This is a genomic window from Pseudomonadota bacterium (assembly GCA_016195085.1).
Classification (GTDB): Bacteria; Pseudomonadota; Alphaproteobacteria; order SHVZ01; family SHVZ01; genus JACQAG01.
Window position 1 is genome coordinate 25029 of sequence record JACQAG010000061.1, and the last position, 20534, is coordinate 45562.

A 20534-nucleotide genomic window follows, 5' to 3' on the forward strand; every position below is an offset into this window, starting at 1 on the left:
CATAACACCGAGGAGTTTCCCAGTGACTACGCCCGCTTCGCGCATCGCCATCATCGGCGCCGGTCCCATCGGTCTGGCTGCGGCCGCGCATGTGCTCGCCACGGGCGGCCGGCCGATCGTGCTGGAGCGCGGGCGAGCGAGTGGCGCCTCGGTCAGGGATTGGAGTCATGTCCGCATCTTCTCGCCCTGGTCCTACAACATCGATCCGGTGGCGCGTCGCCTGCTCCTCGCCTCGGGTTGGCGGGAGCCGCATGCCGAGGATTTTCCGACCGGCGGCGAGCTGGTGCGGCACTATCTCGAGCCGCTGTCGAAGCTGCCGGCGCTGGCAACCCATCTCCGCTTCGGCCATGAGGTCACCGCCGTCGCCCGCCGGGGCGTCGATAAGCTGAAGACGCAGGGCCGCGGCGAACGCCCGTTCACGTTGCGCGTGCGGCGGCAAGATGGGGCCGAGGAAGAGATCGAGGCGGACGCCGTCATCGATGCCAGCGGCACCTGGACCGAGCCCAGCCCGCTCGGCGGCGACGGTTTGCCCGCGATCGGCGAGGATCGGCTGAAGCAGCGGCTCAGCTACGGCATTCCCGATGTGCTCGGCGCCGATCGCCGGCGCTATGCCGGCAAATCCGTTGCCGTTGCCGGCGCCGGACATTCGGCTATCGGCACGCTGGTCGATCTGGCAACGCTCGCCAAGGAGGAGGGCAGCGGACGCATTCGCTGGCTCATCCGCAGCGCCAATCCGACGCGCGCCTATGGCGGCGGCGACGCCGACGCGCTCCCAGAGCGGGGCGCGCTGGGCAGCCAGATCCGTCTTCTGGTCGAGGCAGGTCAGGTCGAGCTGGTGCCGTCGTTCCGGGTCGAGAAGGTCGACGCGGCGGGCGATGGTCTGGCGCTGACAAGCGCCGACGGCCGGCGCATCGACGCCGATCGCGTGGTGGTCGCGACCGGCTTTCGCCCGGCCTTGTCCTTCCTCTCCGAGCTGCGCCTGGCGCTCGATCCGGCCCTGGAATGCCCGTCGGCGTTGGCGCCGCTCATCGATCCCAATGTCCATAGCTGCGGCACCGTGCCGCCGCACGGCGCCGACGTGCTCGGCCATCCGGAGCCGGGCTTCTTCGTCGTCGGCATGAAGAGCTATGGCCGGGCGCCGACCTTCCTCATGCGCACGGGCTATGAGCAGGTGCGCTCGGTGGTGGCGCATATCATGGGCGACCACGAAGCCGCCCGGCGCGTGGAGCTCACCTTGCCGGCGACCGGCGTCTGCTCCGGCCCGGCGCCGAAGGCGGAGGCGGCGGGCTGCTGCGCGCCCAGCTGCTGCGATGCCGGCGCCGCGGTCGAGGCCACGCCGTCGAAGGTGCTGGAGCCGGCGCAATGACCGGCCCGCACGCCGCCGCCGATCTCGCCTTCAAGGCGCTGTCGGATCCGATCCGGCTCAAGATCCTCGACTATCTGATGACCGCCGATCGTAGCTGCTGCGCCGTTCCCGGCCATGTCTGCGCCTGCGACATCGAGAAGATCGCCCAACTGTCGCAGCCGACGGTGAGCCATCACATGAAATGCCTGCAGCAGGCCGGCCTGGTTGCGGCCAAGAAGTCCGGCCGCTGGATGTATTACAGCCTGTCGCGCGCGGCCTTCGCCGAGCTCCAGCGCTATCTCGCGCCCTTCGCCGACGACACGCCCACGGACGGCACGACCGCTCGGGCAGCCTGAGCCGGGCGGGTGGTTTCCGGCGCCGCTTCGATCCACGGGCCTCAGCCGAAGGAGCCGCACCGAATCCGTGTCGTCTCCGTTCTCGGCGCCGGCCAGATCCTGGCCTGGGGCTCCTCCTACTATCTCGTGGCGGTCTTGGCGAAGCCGATCGGAGAGACGATGGGCTGGCCACCTGGCTGGATCGTCGGAGGTCTCTCCCTCGGCCTGTTGACCTCCGGACTGATCTCGCCCCGCGTCGGCCGCACCATCGAGCGATGGGGCGGCCGGCCGGTACTCGCGTTCAGCGCCCTTCTGCTCGCGATCGGTCTTGTCGGCCTGTCGCTTTCGACGCATATCGCTTTCTACGTCGGCGCTTGGCTTGTCGTGGGTCTGGGCATGGGCGCCGGCCTCTACGATGCCGCTTTTGCGACCCTCGGCCGGATCTATGGCGAGACCGCACGGAGTGCGATCGCCGCCTTGACCCTGTGGGGCGGCTTCGCCAGCACGGTGTGCTGGCCTCTGAGCGCGTTCCTCGCCAATCACTTTGGCTGGCGCGGCGCCTGCCTCGTCTACGCGGCGCTGCTTTTCTTCTTGGTGATGCCGTCCTACCTCTTCCTGCTGCCGCGCGAAGCGGAACGCCCGAACCGGCCCGTGGCAAAGGCATCAGCCATTGCCGGCGACACACCGCCCGGTGCGAGGGCGAGTGGCGCCGATGCAGCCGTGCTGTTCGTGCTGCTCGCCCTATCGCTCACGCTCAGCTACACGATCTCCTCGGTCATCAGCGTGCATCTGCTCACGATCCTCGAAGGAAGCGGCATCGCGTTCTCTGCCGCGGTGGCGCTGGGCGCGATCGTGGGGCCCGCGCAGGTTGGCGCGCGGCTCATCGAGATGCTGATCGGCCGCTACCATCACCCGATCTGGACCATGATCGCATCCGCCCTCTTCATGTCCACTGGCCTGGCGATTCTGGCCCTCGGCCTGCCCCTCCTGGCCTTGGGGTTGGTGATCTACGGCGCCGGCATCGGCATCGAGTCAATCGCGCGCGGTACCGTGCCGCTGGCGCTCTTCGGCGCGGAAGGATATGCGGGCCTCATGGGTCGGCTGGCAATGCCAAGCCTGATTGCCCAGTCGATCTCGCCGACTATCGGCGCCTTCCTGCTGCAGCAGGAAGGCGCGGACGTGCTGCTGGCGGCCCTGACCGCTCTGGCGGTCTTCAAGGTTGCGCTGGTCGTGAGCCTATGGTGGCGCCATCGCTCGTCGGCGAACGCGAGGCCTGCGGCATAGATCCCCGCGGTTCGCTCGCCGCGGCATCGGCGGAAAGCCGCTTCGACAAGAAGATCACGATGAGCGTCGCCAGGATTTGCGCGGCGATGAAGCCCGGAGCGTCGGCCGGACGGATGCCGGAGAAGGTGTCGGTGAGGGAGCGGCCAATGGTCACCGCCGGGTTTGCGAAAGAGGTGGAGGCGGTGAACCAATAAGCTGCCGCGATGGTGCAGGCGACGACGGCGGGAACCGAAGGCGGCCGGTATCGCGCGGAAAGACAGATGGCCGCCAGGAGCCCGACCGTGGCCACGATCTCGCTCCCCATCATCGCAAGCCCGCCGCGATCATGGGTCGAGGGGACGAAGACGGGCAGCTCGAACATGAGATGGGCTGCGGCCACACCGATCAGCGCGCCCACGATCTGCGCCAGCACATAGGCCGGCACCTCGCTCCAGGGGAGCTCGCGGCGCACCGCCATGAAGCAGGTGACGGCGGGGTTGAAATGCGCACCCGACACCGGCCCGAGGCAGACGATGAGCGCAAACAGCGCCGCCGCCGTCGCCGCCGTGTTGGCGAGCAGCGCCACCGCCGCATTTCCCGCCGCCAGGCGCTCGCCCATGATCCCGGAGCCGACGATGGCCGCGAGCAAAAAGGCCGTGCCGACGCCCTCGGCAAGGACACGGATTCTCAGGCTGAGCTCGCTCATGGATGCCGCTCAAGCCTCTATGCGGTTCTTGCCGATGGCGTCCAGCTCGCGCTTGAGCTTGAGGCGATCGAGGGAGTCGACGCGGAGGCTGGTGAAGATCTTGATGCGCGCGTCGAGCTCGAGCCAGGCCCGATGGAATGCCTTCCGCTTCTGCTCGTCGCTTCCGGCGACCGCGGCCGGATCCGGCATGCCCCAATGGGCGGTCATCGGCTGACCCGGCCAGATTGGGCAAACCTCGCCTGCGGCCTGATCGCAGACGGTGAAGACGAAATCCATTACCGGCGCATCTGGTGCGGCGAACTCATCCCAGGGCTTGCTGCGCAATCCGTCGCCGGAAAGCCCCATCCGCCGGATCTGCGCCAAGGCCATGGGATGCACCGCGCCGCGTGGATGGCTGCCGGCGCTGTAGCCCTGAAACCGCCCCTTGCCCCAATGGTTCAGCAGAACCTCGGCCATGATGCTGCGCGCGGAATTGCCGGTGCAGAGAAACAGCGCGTTGTAGATCTTGCTGCTCATGGGCACGGGCGATCGGGAGGAGGGCAAGCCAGCGAGGCGACCAGCGAGCCGCAGATCTCGGGACGCCCTTGGCAGCAGTCCCGGGTGAGGAAGCCGAGCAGCGCCCGCATGCCGTCAAAATCGGCGACATAGATGAGCCTGCGGGATTCGCGCCGAAAGCTGACCAGCCCGGCATGGCGAAGCTGGGTCAGATGAAACGACAAGGTCGCCGGCGGGGTGCCGAGCCGCTCGGCGATCGCGCCCGCGGCCAAACCGGCCGGCCCTTGCTTCACCAGAAGCCGGAAGACGCCGAGACGCGTCTCCTGGGCGAGGGATGCCAAGGCGGCGACCGCGTTTTCTATTTCCATCTTTCGATAATAATCAAAATATATTGCAGGACAATGACAATTGCCGCCCTTTCAGCGGTCAGCCGGTGCGATGCCCGAGCACGATGACGGCCGCCCCGATGATGGACAGGCTCACGCCGGCCAGGTCCCACCGGTCCGGCACCGTGTCTTCGACGAGCCACAGCCAGACCAGCGAGGCGCCGATATAGATGCCGCCATAGGCAGCAAAGGCGCGGCCGGCGAACGCCACCTCGCTCCGGGTCAAGGTGAACGCGAACAGCACCAATACCACGACGCCGGCGGCGGCCCAGAAGGGCGAGCGGTCGAGGCGGAGCCAGGCCCAGAAGGCAAAGCAGCCGCTGATCTCGGCCAGCGCTGCGAAGAGATAGAGGCCGAGTGTGGTCATGGCTGTTCGCATCCTACGCGACAATCGCCGGCCGCGGCGCCATGGCGATTGCCGGCCCACGGATCACGCGATATATCCAATATGACATATCGCTTGGGGTCACCGATGCCGCGCACGCTGTCCTGCCCGTATTTCCGCAAGGCCGTTCTTTGGTGCATTCCCATCGGCGGCTTGGGCGGGCTCATCGGGCTCGGCGGCGGCGAGTTTCGCCTGCCGGTGCTGATGCAGGCGATCGGCTTCGAGGCCAAGGCCGCCATTCCCCTCAACCTCCTGGTGAGCCTGATCACGCTCGCCTTCGCCATGATCGTCAGGAGCCAAAGCATCGCGGTCGTCCAGATCGTCCCCTATCTGCCGGAGGTGGTGGGGCTGGCGCTCGGCGGCGCGGCCAGCGCCTTCTATGGCGCGGGCCTGGTCAGATCCATCAGCTCCAAGCGCCTGGTGCTCGTGATCGCGATCCTGCTGGCGGTCCTTGGTGCCCTCTTGATGACGGAAGCGGCCTCGCCCTTCCAGCGCCTGGACCTGCTGCCGGAAAGCCCGGCCGTCCGCCTTGGGGCGGGTGCCGGCATCGGCCTTGCCATCGGCCTCGTCAGCAGCATGCTGGGTGTCGCCGGCGGCGAATTGCTGATCCCGACGCTGATCTTCCTCTTCGGCGCCGACATCAAGACCGCGGGCTCGGCCAGCATCCTCATCTCCCTTGGGGTGGTGGCCATGGGCTTGTGGCGCTATTGGCGCTTGGACGCCATTCCCCGCTCCCGGGGTGCCCAGCGCATGACCCTGGCCATGAGTGCCGGCTCGATCCTGGGCGCCCTCATCGGCGGCTTGGCCGTCGCCTATGCGCCGATCGGGTTTCTCAAGCTTCTGCTGGGAATGGTGCTGATCGCGGCTGCCCTCAAGACCATGTTCGCCAATCGCTAACCGCCGCAAGAGGGCCTCCGCACCGGCCCAAACCCTTGCCCTTCCCGGCAAATCGGGGTACGAACGCGAACGTCTCCGGGGGCGCTTCCCAGGCCAACTCCAGTCAAGGTGAGCATCATGGCACGCAAGAAAATTGCGCTTGTCGGCGCCGGCAACATCGGCGGCACACTGGCGCTCCTGGCCGGGCTCAAGGATCTGGGCGACGTCGTCATGTTCGACGTGGTCGAGGGCATTCCCCAGGGCAAGGCGCTCGACATCCGCCAGGCCGGACCGATCGAGGACTTCGACGCCGCCATCACCGGCACCCAGAGCTATGCCGACATCAAGGGTGCGGACGTGGTCATCGTGACGGCCGGCATCGCCCGCAAGCCCGGCATGAGCCGCGACGATCTCATCGGCGTCAACACCAAGGTCGTGACCCAAGTGGCCCAGGGCATCAAGCAGCACTGCCCGAATGCCTTCGTCATCGTCATCACCAATCCCTTGGACGTGATGGTCTGGGTCATGCGCGAGCAGAGCGGGCTGCCCCATGCCCGGGTGGTCGGCATGGCCGGCGTGCTCGACTCCGCCCGCTTCCGCGCGTTCCTGGCCGAGGAGTTCAAGGTCTCGGTCGAGGACGTGACCGCCTTCGTCTTGGGCGGCCATGGCGACACCATGGTGCCGCTGGTGCGCTACTCGACGGTCGCCGGCATCCCCGTGCCCGACCTCATCAAGATGGGCTGGAGCACCCAGGAGCGCATCGACAAGATCGTGCAGCGCACCCGCGACGGCGGTGCGGAGATCGTGGGCTTGCTCAAGACCGGCTCGGCCTTCTATGCCCCGGCCGCGGCCGCGATCCAGATGGCGGAGAGCTACCTCAAGGACAAGAAGCGGGTGCTGCCCTGTGCGGCCAATCTGACCGGACAGTACGGCATCAAGGATCTCTATGTGGGCGTGCCGGTGGTGATCGGTGCCGGCGGCGTCGAACGCGTGGTCGAGATCGAGCTCAACGCCGAGGAGCGCAAGATGTTCGATCACTCGATCAATGCCGTGAAAGGGCTGATCGACGTCGTCAAGAAGCTGCCCGCCTCGGCGTCTTAAGAAATCATTCGGCACGCGCGTGCACGATGTCCTCTCTCCTTTGCTCTCCCCAGCAAAGCCCCCACCCCTTCCCTCCCCCAGCAAGGCTGGGGGAGGGTGAGGGAGGGGGCAAAGGCACTCCATGAACATTCACGAGTACCAGGCAAAGCAGCTCTTGGCGAAGTTCGGCGTGGCGGTGCCCCGGGGCGGTGTCGCCTACACGCCCGAGGAGGCGGAGAAGGTCGCCCGCGAGCTGGGCGGGCCGGTCTGGGTGGTGAAGGCGCAGATCCATGCCGGCGGCCGCGGCAAGGCCGGCGGCGTCAAGGTGGTGAAGTCGGTCGAGGATGTGCGCACCACCGCCGCCAAGCTCCTGGGTGCCACCTTGGTCACCAAGCAGACCGGACCCGCCGGCAAGGAAGTAAAGCGGGTCTATGTCGAGGAGGGCTGCGACATCAAGCGCGAGCTCTATCTCGGCATGCTGCTCGACCGTGCCGTCTCCCGCCTGGTGATGATGGCGTCCACCGAAGGCGGCATGGAGATCGAGGAAGTCGCCGCCAAGCAGCCGGAGAAGATCCTGCGCGTCGCCATCGATCCCGCGTCGGGCATCGAGCCCTTCCATGCCCGCAAGCTCGCCTTCGGCCTTGGGCTCCAGGGCAACCAGGTGGGCGCGGCGGTCAAGTTCATGCTCGGCATGTACCAGGCCTACACCAAGCTCGACTGCTCCATCGTCGAGATCAACCCCTTGGTGGTGACCGGCGCCGGCGCGGTGCTGGCGCTCGATGCGAAGATGAACTTCGACGACAACGCGCTTGACCGTCATAAGGACGTGGCCGAGCTCCGCGACGAGGACGAGGAAGACCCCTCCGAGCGCGAAGCCGCCAAGCACGGGCTCAACTACATCAAGCTCAACGGCAATATCGGCTGCATGGTCAACGGCGCCGGTCTCGCCATGGCGACCATGGACATCATCAAGCTCTATGGCGGCGAGCCGGCGAACTTCCTCGATGTCGGCGGCGGCGCCACCAAGGAGCGGGTGACCACCGCCTTCAAGCTCATCCTCTCCGACCCGAACGTCGAAGGCATCCTCGTCAACATCTTCGGCGGCATCATGCGCTGCGATGTCATCGCCGAGGGCGTGGTTGCGGCGGCCCGCGAGGTCAGCCTGCACGTGCCGCTGGTGGTGCGGCTCGAAGGTACCAATGTCGATCTCGGCAAGAAGATCCTGGCGAACTCCGGCCTTCCCATCATCTCCGGCGAGAATCTTGCGGACGCCGCGGAGAAGATGGTGAAGGCGGTGAAGGAGGCGGCCTGATGGCGGTCCTGGTCGACAAGAACACCAAGGTCATCTGCCAGGGCTTCACCGGCGCCCAGGGCACCTTCCACTCCGAGCAGGCGATCGCCTACGGCACCAAGATGGTGGGGGGTGTCACCCCCGGCAAAGGCGGCACCAAGCATCTGGGCCTGCCGGTGTTCGACACCGTGGCCGACGCGGTTGCCAAGACCGAGGCCGACGTCTCGGTCATCTACGTGCCGCCGCCCTTTGCCGGCGATGCCATCCTGGAGGCGATCGACGCCGGGATCCGGCTCGTCGTCTGCATCACCGAGGGCATCCCGGTTCTGGACATGCTGCCGGTCAAGCGCGTGCTCGCCGGCTCCAAGACCCGGCTCGTCGGACCGAATTGCCCGGGGGTGATCACCCCCGAGGAGTGCAAGATCGGCATCATGCCCGGCCACATCCATCGCCGCGGCAAGATCGGCATCGTCTCGCGCTCGGGCACGCTGACATACGAGGCGGTGGCGCAGACCACCGCTGCCGGCCTCGGCCAGACCACCTGCATCGGCATCGGCGGCGATCCGGTCAACGGCACGAATTTCATCGATTGCCTGGATCTCTTTCTCGGCGACAAGGAGACCCAGGGCATCGTCATGATCGGCGAGATCGGCGGCTCGGCCGAGGAGGATGCCGCCCTCTTCCTCAAGAAGAGCAAGGTCAAGAAGCCGGTCGTTGGCTTCATCGCCGGGCTGACCGCACCGCCGGGACGGCGCATGGGCCATGCCGGCGCCATCATCTCCGGCGGCAAGGGCGGGGCCGGCGACAAGATCGAGGCGATGCGCTCGGCCGGCATCACCGTTGCCGACTCCCCGGCGACCCTCGGCTCGTCCATGCTGAAGGTGATGAAGGGCTAGCCGCTCCGGTGGCCCTGCCCGGGACGCGGGGGGACGGTCGGGAAGCCGGCATGCGGCCAGTGCATGTAAGCGTGAAAGTCGCCGGCGAGGCGATATATTAGCAATGCATCACCAGGGCGGCGCGGGCGAACCCCACGCCGATGACGATCATGGCCGCTCCAAGCGAACCGACCTTCCTTAACGGCGCCAACGCGCCCTTCATCGCCGAGCTCTACTACCGCTACCTGGAGAATCCAGGTGCGGTCGATCCGAGCTGGCAGGAGTTCTTCCGGGGCTTGAGCGACGAGAAGGGCGCGGTCGAGGGCGATCTCCAGGGCGCCAGCTGGCGGCCGCGCACCGAGCGGATCATCAACGGCAGGGCGCAGCAGGAGGCGGGCGTGATCGGCGCCGGCGCCAGCGAGGCCGAGATCCGCCGGGCGGCCCTCGACACCGTGCGCGGCCGCCTGATCGTGCGGGCGCACCGGGAGCGCGGGCATTTCCTCGCCAATCTCGACCCCTTGGGGCTGGAGAAGCCGACCCCGCACCCCGAGCTGGAACCCTCGACCTACGGCTTCGGGCCGGAAGACATGGACCGGCGGATCTTCATCGGCGGTCCGCTCGGCATCGAGGTCGGCACCGTGGCGGAGATCTTCGCCGCTGGCCGGGCCACCTATTGCGGCCATGTCGGCGTGGAATACATGCACATCACCGACCCCGCTCGCCGCAACTGGATCCAGGACCGCATCGAGGGCGAGCGCAACCACACCGATTTCACCTCCAGGGGCAAGCGGGCGATCCTGGAGCGGCTGACCGCGGCCGAGATGTTCGAGAAGTTCCTCGGCATCAAATATGTCGGCACCAAGCGCTTCGGGCTCGACGGCGCCGAGAGCCTGATCCCGGCGCTCGAGCAGATCCTCAAGCGCGGCAGCCAGCTCGGTCTCAGAGAGGTGGTGCTCGGCATGCCGCATCGCGGCCGCTTGAACGTGCTCACCAACTTCATGAAGAAGCCGTTCAAGGCGCTGTTTTCGGAATTCCAGGGCAACCCGGCCACGCCCGAGGAGGTGCAGGGTTCTGGCGACGTCAAATACCATCTCGGCACCTCGTCGGACCGGGAGTTCGACGGCAACACCGTGCACCTCTCCTTGACCGCCAATCCCTCGCATCTGGAGGCGGTCAACCCGGTGGTCGAGGGCAAGGTCAGGGCCAAGCAGCAGCAATTGGGCGACAGCGAGCGGAAGGCGGTGATGCCGCTCCTGATGCACGGCGATGCCGCCTTCGCCGGCCAGGGTCTGGTGCCGGAGACCATCGGGCTCTCCGAGCTGCGCGGCTACAAAACCGGCGGCACCATGCACTTCATCGTCAACAACCAGATCGGCTTCACCACCTCGCCCCGCTTCTCGCGCTCTTCCCCCTACCCTTCCGATGTGGCGAAGATGGTCGATGCGCCGATTCTCCACGTGAACGGCGATGATCCGGAATCTGTCGTCCATGTCGCCCGCATCGCCACCGAGTATCGCCAGCAATTCGGCTCCGATGTGGTCATCGACATGTTCTGCTATCGCCGCTTCGGCCACAACGAGGGCGACGAGCCCTCCTTCACCCAGCCTCTGATGTACCGGGCGATCGCGGGTCACCCGACCACGCGCGAGATCTACGCCAAGCGGCTGGTCGATGAAGGCACCATGACCCAGGAGGAGGCGGACAAGATGTCCGCCGACTTCCGCCACTCCCTCGAGCTCGAATTCGAGGCCGCCACCAGCTACAAACCCAACAAGGCCGATTGGCTCGAGGGCAAGTGGGCGGGCTTCGAGGTCGCCTCGGGCGACGAGCGCCGCGGCGAGACCGCGGTCAAGATCGAGACCCTGAAGGAGATCGGCAGCAAGCTCGCGCACTATCCCGAAGGCTTCCACATCCACCCGAAGCTGGTGCGCCAGCTCGAGGCGAAGCGGCGCATGTTCGAGACCGGCGAAGGGATCGACTGGGCGACCGGCGAAGCCTTGGCCTTCGGTGCGCTCCTCATCGAAGGCAATCCGGTCCGGCTCTCGGGCCAGGATTCCGGCCGCGGCACCTTCAGCCAGCGCCACGCCATCCTCGTCGACCAGGTGACCGAGGACCGCTACGTGCCGCTCGCCGATCTCAAGCCGGACCAGGCGAAGTTCGAGGTCATCGACAGCCCGCTCTCGGAAGCGGGCGTGCTCGGCTTCGAATACGGCTACACCCTGGCCGAGCCCAACGCGCTCGTCCTCTGGGAGGCGCAGTTCGGCGACTTCGCCAATGGCGCGCAGATGATCATCGATCAGTTCATCGCCTGCGGCGAGATCAAGTGGCTGCGCATGTCGGGCCTGGTCATGCTGTTGCCGCACGGCTATGAGGGCGCCGGGCCCGAGCACTCCTCGGCCCGGCTCGAGCGCTATCTGCAGCTCTGCGGCGAGGACAACATGCAAGTGGTGAATATCACCACCCCCGCCAACTATTTCCATGCGCTCCGCCGCCAGCTTCGCCGCGCGTTCCGCAAGCCGCTCATCGTGATGGCGCCGAAGTCGCTCTTGCGGCACAAGCTCGCGGTCTCGAAGCTGGCCGAGATGCAGACCGGCACCACCTTCCACCGGGTGCTCTGGGACGACGCGCAGCAGCTACCCGACGAGAAGATCAAGCGGGTGGTCCTGTGCTCGGGCAAGATCTACTTCGATCTCTTTGAAGAGCGGGCGAAGCGCGGCATCAAGGACGTATACCTGATGCGCGTCGAACAGCTCTATCCGTTCCCGTTCAACGTCATGGCGAAGGAGCTGAAGCGCTTCCCGAAGGCGGAGATCGTCTGGTGCCAGGAGGAGCCGCAGAATACCGGCGCCTGGAACTTCATCGACCGCCGCATCGAGGAGTCGATGGCGACCGCCGGCTCGAAGTCGAAGCGCGTGCGCTATGTCGGCCGGCCGGAAGCGGCGGCGACCGCGACCGGGCTCTTGCGCCGGCACAATCGCGAGCAAGCGAAAATCGTCGGCGAAGCGCTGACCGTGGATTGAGACCAGAGGCCGACTTGGAAAGGTCGTGGCACGCAGACCCTCACCCTCCCGCGCGATGCGCGGGTCCCTCCCTCTCCCGCAATGCGGGAGAGGGTGCCGAGCGTCAGCGAGGCGGGTGAGGGTCGGAATGTCGCGAACCCGCCGTTACTGACCTGTGCGAATGAGCTAGGGGAGACAGCATGGCGAGCGAGATCAGGGTTCCGGCCCTCGGCGAGTCCGTGAGCGAGGCGACCGTCGCCAAATGGCTGAAGGGAGTGGGCGATGCCGTCGCCCAGGACGAGCCTTTGGTCGAGCTCGAGACCGATAAGGTAACCCTCGAGGTGAATGCGGCGAGCGCCGGCACCTTGGCCGAGATCGCCGCACCCGTCGGCAGCAATGTCGCGGTGGGCGGGCTCTTGGGCTCGATCGCCGATGGCGGCGGTGCCGGCGCAGCGAAGCCGGCCGCCGCGGCGAGGCAAGCGGCCGCCGCCGCGCCGGCGAAACCGGCCGCCCCGCCCAGGCCCGCGCAGCAGGCTCCCGCCCAGCAATCGCTCTCGCCCGCGGTGCGCAAGCTCGCCGAGGAGACGAAGCTCGACGTCTCCAAGCTCCCCGGCACCGGCAAGGACGGGCGGGTGACCAAAGGCGATGTGCTGACGGCGCTCGAAAAGCCGCAGCCGAGCCCGCCTGCCGCCCCCGCTGGCCCGCATGCGCCCCGCGCGCTCGGGGCCCGCGAGGAGCGGGTCAGGATGACACGCCTCAGGAAGCGCATCGCCGAGCGGCTCAAGGCTGCACAGAACACCGCCGCCATGCTCTCCACCTTCAACGAGGCGGATATGAGCCGGGTGATGGCGATCCGCGAGTCGCACAAGGAGGCCTTCGACAAGCGCCACGGAGTCAAGCTCGGCTTCATGTCCTTCTTCGTGAAAGCCTGCATCGCCGGGCTCAAGGAGATACCGGCTGTCAATGGCGAGATCGACGGCGACGACATCATCTACAAGAACCACTACGACATCGGTGTCGCCGTCGGCACCGAGCAGGGCTTGGTGGTGCCGGTGGTGCGCGATGCCGACCAGCTCGGCTTCGCCGGCATCGAGAAGGCGATCAACGAGCTCGGCCGCAAGGCGCGGGACGGCAAGCTCACGCTGGAAGACCTCACCGGCGGCACCTTCACCATCTCCAATGGCGGCATCTACGGCTCGCTGCTGTCGACGCCGATCCTGAACCCACCGCAATCGGCCATCCTCGGCATGCACAAGATCCAGAAGCGGCCGATGGCGGTCGGCGACACGGTGGAAGTAAGGCCGATGATGTATCTCGCGCTCAGCTACGACCACCGCATCATCGACGGCCGCGAGGCGGTGATGTTCCTCGTGCACGTGAAGGAGGCGATCGAAAACCCCGGCCGGCTCCTCTTGGAGATCTAGATGACGATGGCAAGCGCGGAATCCTACGACGTCGTCGTCATCGGCAGCGGGCCCGGCGGCTATGTCTGCGCCATCCGCGCCGCCCAGCTCGGCATGAAGGTCGCTTGCGTGGAGAAGCGCGAGCGCTTGGGCGGCACCTGCCTCAACATCGGCTGCATCCCTTCGAAGGCGCTGCTGCAGTCCTCGGAGAAATACGACGAGGCGCGCCATTCGCTCTCCGAGCACGGCGTCGAGCCGGGCGAGGTCAGGCTCGACCTCACCCGGATGCTGGCGCGCAAGGACAAGGTCGTCGACCAGAACACCAAGGGTGTCGAGTTCCTGTTCAAGAAGAACAAGGTCGCCTGGATCGCCGGCGCGGCACGGATCAAGGCGGCAGGCACGGTCGAAGTGGCGCTGGCGGCCGGCGGCAGCCAGACGCTGGCGGCAAAGCACATCATCATCGCCACCGGCTCGGATGTGATGCCATTGCCCGGCATCGCTATCGACGAGAAGCAGATCGTGTCGTCCACCGGGGCGCTCACCTTGGCCAAGGTGCCGAAATCCATGGTGGTGATCGGCGGCGGCTATATCGGCCTGGAGATGGGCTCGGTGTGGCGGCGGCTGGGATCCGAGGTGACGGTGGTGGAGTTCCTCGACCGCATCGTGCCGGGCATGGATGGCGAGATCGGCAAGCAGTTCCAGCGCATCCTCGGGCGCCAGGGCATGACCTTCAAGCTCTCGACCAAGGTGACGCAAGCGAAAGCGAACAAGAAGGGCGTCAGCCTCACCCTCGAGCCCGCCGCCGGCGGCAACGCGGAATCCATGGAAGCCGAGGTGGTGCTGGTGGCGGTGGGCAGGCGGCCTTACATCGAGGGCCTCGGCCTCAAAGAGGCCGGCGTGGCGCTCGACGAGAAGGGCCGCATCAAGACCGATCCGCATTTCACCACCAGCGTGCCGGGCATCTATGCCATCGGCGACGTCATCGCCGGAGCCATGCTGGCGCACAAGGCCGAAGACGAAGGTGTCGCCTTGGCCGAGCTCCTGGCGGGCCAGGCCGGGCACGTGAACTATGAGGCCATCCCCGGCATCGTCTACACCTGGCCGGAGGTGGCCGCGGTCGGCAAGACCGAGGAAGAGCTGAAGAACGCCGGAACCGCCTACAAGGTCGGCAAGTTCCCCTTCACCGCCAATGCCAGGGCGCGGGCCAACGCCAACACCGACGGGTTCGTGAAGATCCTGGCCGACGCCAAGACCGACCGCGTGCTGGGCGTGCACATCCTCGGGCCCGATGCCGGCACCCTCATCCATGAATGCGTCATCGCGATCGAGTTCGGCGGCTCGGCTGAAGACATCGCGCGGACCTGCCACGGCCATCCGACCTTGAACGAGGCGGTCAAGGAAGCGGCGCTCGCCGTCGATGGGCGGACGATTCATCTGTAGGCGACGCGTCGCTCGAACGCATCTCATCGTCACGGCCGGGCTTGACGGAAAAGAGAGGCGCACCACGGAAACACAGAGGGCACGGAGAAGAGACAAACCATTCGCGCGGAGCGCACCACAATCAGCATCTTCTCCGTGTCCTCTGTGTCTCCGTGGCGAAACTCCTAAATCGTCATTGCCGGGCATGACGCTGTGTGGTTGCAGCGGTTCCCTCCTCATTGGGAGATCGTTAGGCTAAAGAGCCCTCCGAAGATCGGATGCTGCGATGACCTTGCTTCGGCTGCTGCTGGCGCTTTTTCTTCTCCTCCCGGCGTCGGCGGGAGCCCAGCCGGTTACCGCGAAGAAGCACATGGTGGCGACCGCCAACCCGATGGCGAGCGAGGCCGCGCTCTCCGTGCTCCGCGACGGCGGCAGCGCCGTCGATGCGGCGATCGCGGCGCAGATGGTTCTGGCGGCGGTGGAGCCGCAATCCTCCGGCTTGGGCGGCGGCTCGCTGCTCATGGTTTGGGACGCCGCTAGGAAGGCGCTGCTTTTCTATGAGGGGCTCGCCAGCGCGCCGGCCGCGGTCCCGGCGGAGCTCGGCCGGGCGGCGGATGGCAGCACCATTCCGCTGAAGGCGCTCGAGCGCAGCGCCCGCGCCGTCGCCGTGCCCGGCACGCCTCGGGTGCTGGCGATGGCGCATGCGGCGCATGGAAAGCTGCCCTGGGCGCGGCTGTTCCGGGACGGCATCCGGCTGGCCGAGGACGGATTTCCGATGCCGCCCTATCTCCACGGCGTCCTGGCGGCCCGGCCGGAGCTGGCGGAGAAGCGCTCCTTGGCGGTGCTCTACTTCGCCAATGGCAAGCCGCTGGCGGTCGGTGCCACCGTCCGCAATCCGGTGCTGGCGATCGCCTTGCGTGGCCTTGCCGGCGAGGGCGTCGGCGCCTTCTATACCGGCCGCCAAGCCGAGCACATCGTCGGCGCCATCGGCGGCTCGGCCTATCCCGGCAGCATCACCTACAGCGATCTGGCGAGATACGAGGCCAAGCGGCGCGAGCCGGTTTGCGCGACCGTCTTCCAGCACCGGATCTGCACGGCGCCGCCTCCGGTCTCCGGCGGCATCGCCTTGCTGCAGCAGCTGATGATCCTGGAGCGCGCCGGCTATGCCGATCTTGCCCCGGAGAGCGCCGGCTCCGCGCATCTCTTCATCGAGGCGGCAAGGCTGTCGCAAGCCGATCGGCGAAGCTGGCTCGGCGATCCGGACCAGGTGTCGATCCCGGTGGCCGGCCTGATCGAGGCGGACTATATCGCCGCGCGCGCCCGGCTCATCGAGCCCGGACACGCAATCGCCAAGGTCGAGCCGGGGTCACCGGCAAGACGCCAAGGGGCCTTGCCCGTCTCCGATCCGATCGCGCTGCCCGCCACCACCCATGTCTCGGTGGTCGACGATTGGGGCAACGCCGTCTCTTTCACCACCACGATCAACCTCAACTTCGGCTCGGACATCTTGGCCGGCGGCGTGGTCTTGAACAACGCGCTCACCAACTTCGCCGAGAAGAGCGAGGTGGACGGCAAGCGCGTCGCCAACGCGATTGCGCCGGGGAAGCGGCCGATCACCGCCATGGCACCCACCATCGTCTTCGGCGAAGGCGACGCGCCGCTCCTGGTCGTGGGTGCGGGCGGCGGCGCCCGGATCATCGATTCGGTGGCGCTCACCATCCTCGGCGTCATCGTCTGGAACATGGACGTCGCCACCGCGATCGAGCAGCCGCGCATCGGCGGGCAGAACCGCGAGGAGGAGTTGGAGGCCGGCACGCAGGCGGCATCTCTGGCGGACGCACTCCGCACGATGGGGCACACGCCCAAGATCCTGGAGATGAATGCCGGCGTGCAGGCGATCCACATCACCGCCAACGGCCTCGAAGGCTGGGCCGATCCCCGGCGCGACGGCGTGGCGCTCGGCGATTAGTGTTCCGGATAACGCTAAGGAGGCAACAATGGCGGGACGGATCGAGACGAGGCTGGCCGAGCTGGGGCTCACGCTGCCGCCGGCCGGCGCCCCGCTTCGCCATCGGCACCATCGGCCCCATGGACTTCGCCTGCTCGGTCGAAGCGGTGTTTCTGGTGGAATAGGTGCTGCAGCACCATCTGCGGGTATTCGGGAGCGTATGACCGTTACCCATTGCGGACTTGTCCCTCCGGTGCGGCAATGACCGTCTTGGGTGGGGAGCTGCCATATCGTACCGATGATCACGCAGACATCGCCTGCAATCAGTCGAGCTGCTCGCCTTCCCAGAAGCCCATCGGTACCAAGCGACCTCCTGCGCCAAAGGTCGCATTCTCTCGATGGTGGCCGGTCGCGCCGATGTCGATGCGGATGCGGCCGCTGTCGGGATACTCCACCACGTCGGCATTGGTGTTGTTGGAGAATCCAAGATACCGGAGCGGAACGTCACCGGTGTTGATGATCTGGTGACCCTCGCCCGGAGCAGGAGCCCCGAGGCAGTCCCACTCTTTGATGGGAAGTCGGGCATCGCCGTAACGGTAGATACCGGTGCCCGACAGCACCAAGAACATCTCGTCGGAGGTGTGATGCCGGTGGAAGGGCGACGCCGTCTTGCCTGGCGGCACTTCATGGAGAGTCGCGCCCAGCCCAAAGAGACCCAGCTGCACGCCGAATATTGTCGTACTCACCTCAAATCTCGAGCCCGCTTGCGAGTGCTCGAGAGGCAGTTCCAGAAGATTGATCTTGGTCTGGGCTGCAGTCATGGCCCCTCCCTTCGGATACGTTTCCACCGGTCCGTTGCGCGCATTCTTTACAGCAAAGATCGTAGTTCAGGAACCGGCCTACGCGTCAATGCGGCGATGAGAGGCGCATCCGGACAAGGTCCGGATCGGGTCGAAACGAGACCTTCTGCTTGTGGTCGCAACAGTCCCATGGCACAGAGCCGCCGTAAGAAGCGGGACTCTCGATGTCGGCTATCCCGGGCAGAGCGGACCAAGCTTCAATAGGGTCGCGAATGCTGCTCTGACCCAAGGCGGAACTTCCGGGTGTCCGCAATTTCAGGGTTAGGCCGGCTGGCAGATCGCCAAGCTCGGTTGTTAGGCAAAAATTTCGGCTAGAAAATCAATGAAGACCCGAACCTTGGTCGCCAGCCGCCGCCCTGCAGAATGGACCGCGCTGATCGAGAGCGGCGCCGGCTCGTAGTCACGCAGCACGAGACGCACGGCACCGGACGCGATCTCCGGCGCGAAAAGCCAGCCGGGCGTGTGCGCCAATCCAAGATCGGAGAGGACGGCCACGCGGATCTGATCCGCGTCGTTGGTCCGGAAATTGCCTTTCGGCGGATAGTCGATGTCTCCGAACTTGCCTTTGAACCCCCACGCTCTGGGCACGCCTTGCGGCGCGAAGACCACACAGCGATGTTCGTCCAGTTCGCTCGGGCTCGCCGGCTCGCCATGCTTCTTCAGATAGGAGGGGCTGGCGACCGTGATGATCGGCGTGGTCGCGATCTTTTTGACGATCAGGGTCGAATCCTTCAACTCACCATTATGGATGGCGAGATCAATGCCCTCCTCGACGAGATTGACGATGCGATCAGCCACCACGAGTTCGACGATGAGATCCGGGTAGTGCGCGAAGAATTCCTGGAGCCGTGGCACCAGATAAAGCCGACCGAACACGGGTGCCACGGTCACGCGGATCAATCCCGATGGCGACGTCTGGCCACGCCCCACCCGGGACTCGGCGGCTTCCAGATCGTCGATCAATCGCACCGCCGATTCATAGAAGTCCTGCCCCGCTTCCGTAAGGCTGAGGCTGCGGGAGGTTCGCCTCAGAAGCTGGGCGCCGAGATGCGCTTCGAGCGCCGTGATCTGCTTGCTGACGGCGGGCTGGCCAACGCCGGCCTCACGCGCGACGGCAGAAAAGCTGCCGCTTTCGACCACCCTTACAAACATTCGGATCGCGGCGATCTGGTCCATGGATCGGCTCCTCGGGCGTACCCATCAGCGCATTATGCCGCTTACAGGAATAGATTGTATTCCGACTGGTTGTCTACTAGCCGCTGCGGAGAATTGATAGGTCTAGCGCCACCAATCAAGGAGGCAAGCCAGTGACCCTGTCCAAGCTTTCCCAGCCCGTGTCGGCCTTTATCGCTGCAACCAACAATTTCGATATCGAAGCGCTCATGGCGACCTTCGCCGACGACGCGCTCGTCAACGATCATCGCGACGAATTCGACAGCCGGGACGCGATTCGCAATTGGGCCCAGCGCGAGATCGTTGACGACCGTGTGACCATGCAAGTCACCGGCTCGACCTGTCGCGGCGATACCGCGGCGATCACCGCCAACATCGACGGCAATTTCGACAAGACCGGTCTGCCCCACCCGCTTGTGCTGACGTTCTACTTCTCGGTCAGCGGCGAGCGAATCGTCCAGCTCATCATTGTTCACAACAAACCGGCGACCTAGCGCTCGCCTAGTCTGCCCAAACGGAGAAAGCCATGCCCGCTTATTTCGTCTACGTGTGTCAGGAAGTTGTCGACCGGAAGGAGCTCGAAACCTACTGGTCGAAAGTCGGTCCGACGTTGGAAGGCTATCAACCCAAGAAGCTCGCTGCCTATACGCCTTTCGAGCAGCTCGAAGGCGACAAAGTGGAAGGCGTCGCCGTTGTCGAGTTTCCATCGGTTGAGGTCGCCAAAGCGTGGTACGACAGCCCGGCCTACCGCGCGATCCGGCATCATCGCGAAATCGGCGCGCGGTACATCGGGTTGCTGGTCGAAGGTGGCGCGCTGCCGCCGGAGCTGCGCATGCCGCACACTAAGATCTAATGCTCTGTTTGCTGATCGCTGTGAGAACTCGCCCGAGCCGGTGGCGCACGGATGATGGCCCCGAGCCACCGATCGCGGTTAAGAGCCGATGCCTACGTGCGGGCATGATCCCGATGTCCGGAACCGGCACATTTCGGACCCAGGCGGTCCCAAATCGACAACGAACTATCTCGGTTGGTTGCCTCCGAGGGTCATCGTCGACATCGGGTAGTGGGATACGGGTCCGCTGAATGGCGGCAAGTTGTGAAAATCCGCCCGCATCTCGTGCCGCACCGGCGAGTTGAGCGCCGCCGTGAGTGCGGCTGCATCATCGAAGACCACCTTATTCCGCTGCATGCAATCGGCGCGACGCCACGGCAGAGCGCTGCACCAGTCGATCCGAGTGTAGATCTCGATCTGCCGGATCCCTGGGAACCGCGCCATGATCGGGGGGTGATGCCGGATGTAGTAGCCAAGCCAGGCATTGAGGTCGTCTGCCGGCCCATCATAGGCGACTAGATAAGTGCAGGGCGATGCCGCCGGCGGCGTGCGAAACTCTGGATCGGGAACGGGGAGGATGCGGGTCAACATCGCCTGCTGGCTAGCCTCGGCATCGAGGAGACTGGGCAAGTCTCGCGCCGAGGTGAGATGCTGCAGAGAACCGGATGGAACCAGCGTTGCTTCGAGGTCGGCGATCTCATCGAAATAGAGTTGCAGGGCGAGGAGAGGCGGCGGCCCGTCATCGAGGTAAGGGTCGTGCGCTCGTTCGGGGGTGAAGATCAGTGCCTTCCGCAAACCCGATGCGGATCCGACGATCTCAGCCGCGTGTGCAATCTCGGTCTCGCTGAGGCGCGCCGCGGGCC

The 20534-nt window shown here is 66.1% G+C and carries 20 protein-coding genes; 13 read left to right on the forward strand and 7 right to left on the reverse strand.

Annotation, left to right across the window (positions count from 1 at the left end; translation table 11 throughout):
• The first annotated feature begins 43 nt into the window (after nt 1–43).
• Genes HY058_18025 through HY058_18035 form a run of 3 tightly spaced genes read left to right on the forward strand, consistent with a single transcriptional unit; the run spans nt 44 to nt 2964 of the window.
• Nucleotides 44–1366, forward strand: a complete 1323-nt coding sequence (locus HY058_18025) for an NAD(P)-binding domain-containing protein (protein ID MBI3499196.1) — start codon at nt 44–46, stop codon at nt 1364–1366.
• Entirely contained in the window at nt 1363–1701 is a 339-nt protein-coding gene (locus HY058_18030; protein MBI3499197.1) for a winged helix-turn-helix transcriptional regulator, read from the forward strand. Before HY058_18025 ends, HY058_18030 begins: the two co-directional genes overlap by 4 nt.
• Before the next feature lie 30 nt (nt 1702–1731).
• The gene (locus HY058_18035; protein MBI3499198.1) at nt 1732–2964 is read left to right on the forward strand and encodes an MFS transporter; all 1233 of its coding nucleotides are present in this window, start codon (nt 1732–1734) and stop codon (nt 2962–2964) included.
• Here HY058_18035 and HY058_18040 read toward each other — a convergent pair.
• Genes HY058_18040 through HY058_18055 form a run of 4 tightly spaced genes read right to left on the reverse strand, consistent with a single transcriptional unit; the run spans nt 2894 to nt 4897 of the window.
• On the reverse strand, nt 2894–3649 hold the full coding sequence (locus HY058_18040) for an aquaporin family protein (GenBank protein MBI3499199.1): 756 nt from the start codon (nt 3647–3649) through the stop codon (nt 2894–2896). The two genes, HY058_18035 and HY058_18040, sit on opposite strands and share 71 nt — an antisense overlap.
• Before the next feature lie 9 nt (nt 3650–3658).
• Complete coding sequence (locus HY058_18045) at nt 3659–4165, reverse strand: arsenate reductase ArsC (protein MBI3499200.1); 507 nt, start codon at nt 4163–4165, stop codon at nt 3659–3661.
• Nucleotides 4162–4512, reverse strand: coding sequence for a helix-turn-helix transcriptional regulator (locus HY058_18050; GenBank protein MBI3499201.1), 351 nt, complete (start codon nt 4510–4512; stop codon nt 4162–4164). Before HY058_18050 ends, HY058_18045 begins: the two co-directional genes overlap by 4 nt.
• A gap of 58 nt (nt 4513–4570) precedes the next feature.
• Nucleotides 4571–4897, reverse strand: a complete 327-nt coding sequence (locus HY058_18055; protein ID MBI3499202.1) for a YnfA family protein — start codon at nt 4895–4897, stop codon at nt 4571–4573.
• 105 nt (nt 4898–5002) lie between these two features.
• On the opposite strand from HY058_18055, the gene HY058_18060 reads away from it, so the two are divergent.
• The 8 genes from HY058_18060 (at nt 5003) to ggt (ending at nt 16827) form a co-directional block, all read left to right on the forward strand.
• Nucleotides 5003–5812 (forward strand): sulfite exporter TauE/SafE family protein, encoded by an 810-nt coding sequence (locus HY058_18060; GenBank protein ID MBI3499203.1) that lies wholly within the window; start codon nt 5003–5005, stop codon nt 5810–5812.
• Nucleotides 5813–5929: 117 nt separating this feature from the next.
• A complete protein-coding gene (mdh, locus tag HY058_18065; protein ID MBI3499204.1) occupies nt 5930–6892 on the forward strand; it encodes a malate dehydrogenase in 963 nt (320 codons plus the stop codon).
• A 121-nt stretch (nt 6893–7013) separates the two neighbouring features.
• Nucleotides 7014–8183 carry an ADP-forming succinate--CoA ligase subunit beta gene (gene sucC / locus HY058_18070; protein MBI3499205.1) on the forward strand — a complete coding sequence of 390 codons (1170 nt, stop codon included), beginning with the start codon at nt 7014–7016 and terminating at the stop codon, nt 8181–8183.
• The gene (gene sucD / locus HY058_18075) at nt 8183–9058 is read left to right on the forward strand and encodes a succinate--CoA ligase subunit alpha (GenBank protein ID MBI3499206.1); all 876 of its coding nucleotides are present in this window, start codon (nt 8183–8185) and stop codon (nt 9056–9058) included. Before sucC ends, sucD begins: the two co-directional genes overlap by 1 nt.
• 149 nt (nt 9059–9207) lie before the next feature.
• A complete protein-coding gene (locus HY058_18080; protein ID MBI3499207.1) occupies nt 9208–12057 on the forward strand; it encodes a 2-oxoglutarate dehydrogenase E1 component in 2850 nt (949 codons plus the stop codon).
• 179 nt (nt 12058–12236) lie between these two features.
• Nucleotides 12237–13460 carry a 2-oxoglutarate dehydrogenase complex dihydrolipoyllysine-residue succinyltransferase gene (gene odhB, locus HY058_18085; GenBank protein MBI3499208.1) on the forward strand — a complete coding sequence of 408 codons (1224 nt, stop codon included), beginning with the start codon at nt 12237–12239 and terminating at the stop codon, nt 13458–13460.
• The gene (locus HY058_18090; GenBank protein MBI3499209.1) at nt 13461–14879 is read left to right on the forward strand and encodes a dihydrolipoyl dehydrogenase; all 1419 of its coding nucleotides are present in this window, start codon (nt 13461–13463) and stop codon (nt 14877–14879) included.
• 265 nt (nt 14880–15144) lie between these two features.
• Nucleotides 15145–16827: a gamma-glutamyltransferase gene (gene ggt / locus HY058_18095; protein MBI3499210.1), complete on the forward strand. Its 1683-nt coding sequence runs from the start codon at nt 15145–15147 to the stop codon at nt 16825–16827.
• Nucleotides 16828–17129: 302 nt separating this feature from the next.
• Here the strand turns inward: ggt and HY058_18100 are convergent, their stop codons facing one another.
• Together HY058_18100 and HY058_18105 are read right to left on the reverse strand one after the other, a co-directional pair.
• Nucleotides 17130–17627: a cupin domain-containing protein gene (locus tag HY058_18100; GenBank protein ID MBI3499211.1), complete on the reverse strand. Its 498-nt coding sequence runs from the start codon at nt 17625–17627 to the stop codon at nt 17130–17132.
• 333 nt (nt 17628–17960) lie between these two features.
• A complete protein-coding gene (locus tag HY058_18105; GenBank protein MBI3499212.1) occupies nt 17961–18842 on the reverse strand; it encodes a LysR family transcriptional regulator in 882 nt (293 codons plus the stop codon).
• 131 nt (nt 18843–18973) lie between these two features.
• Between HY058_18105 and HY058_18110 the strand changes: the two genes are divergently transcribed.
• Nucleotides 18974–19333, forward strand: a complete 360-nt coding sequence (locus HY058_18110; protein ID MBI3499213.1) for a nuclear transport factor 2 family protein — start codon at nt 18974–18976, stop codon at nt 19331–19333.
• Between the two features lie 32 nt (nt 19334–19365).
• The gene (locus HY058_18115; protein ID MBI3499214.1) at nt 19366–19692 is read left to right on the forward strand and encodes a DUF1330 domain-containing protein; all 327 of its coding nucleotides are present in this window, start codon (nt 19366–19368) and stop codon (nt 19690–19692) included.
• A gap of 165 nt (nt 19693–19857) precedes the next feature.
• On the opposite strand, the gene HY058_18120 is transcribed toward HY058_18115, so the two are convergent.
• A complete protein-coding gene (locus HY058_18120) occupies nt 19858–20466 on the reverse strand; it encodes a hypothetical protein (GenBank protein ID MBI3499215.1) in 609 nt (202 codons plus the stop codon).
• Nucleotides 20467–20534: the final 68 nt, after the last annotated feature.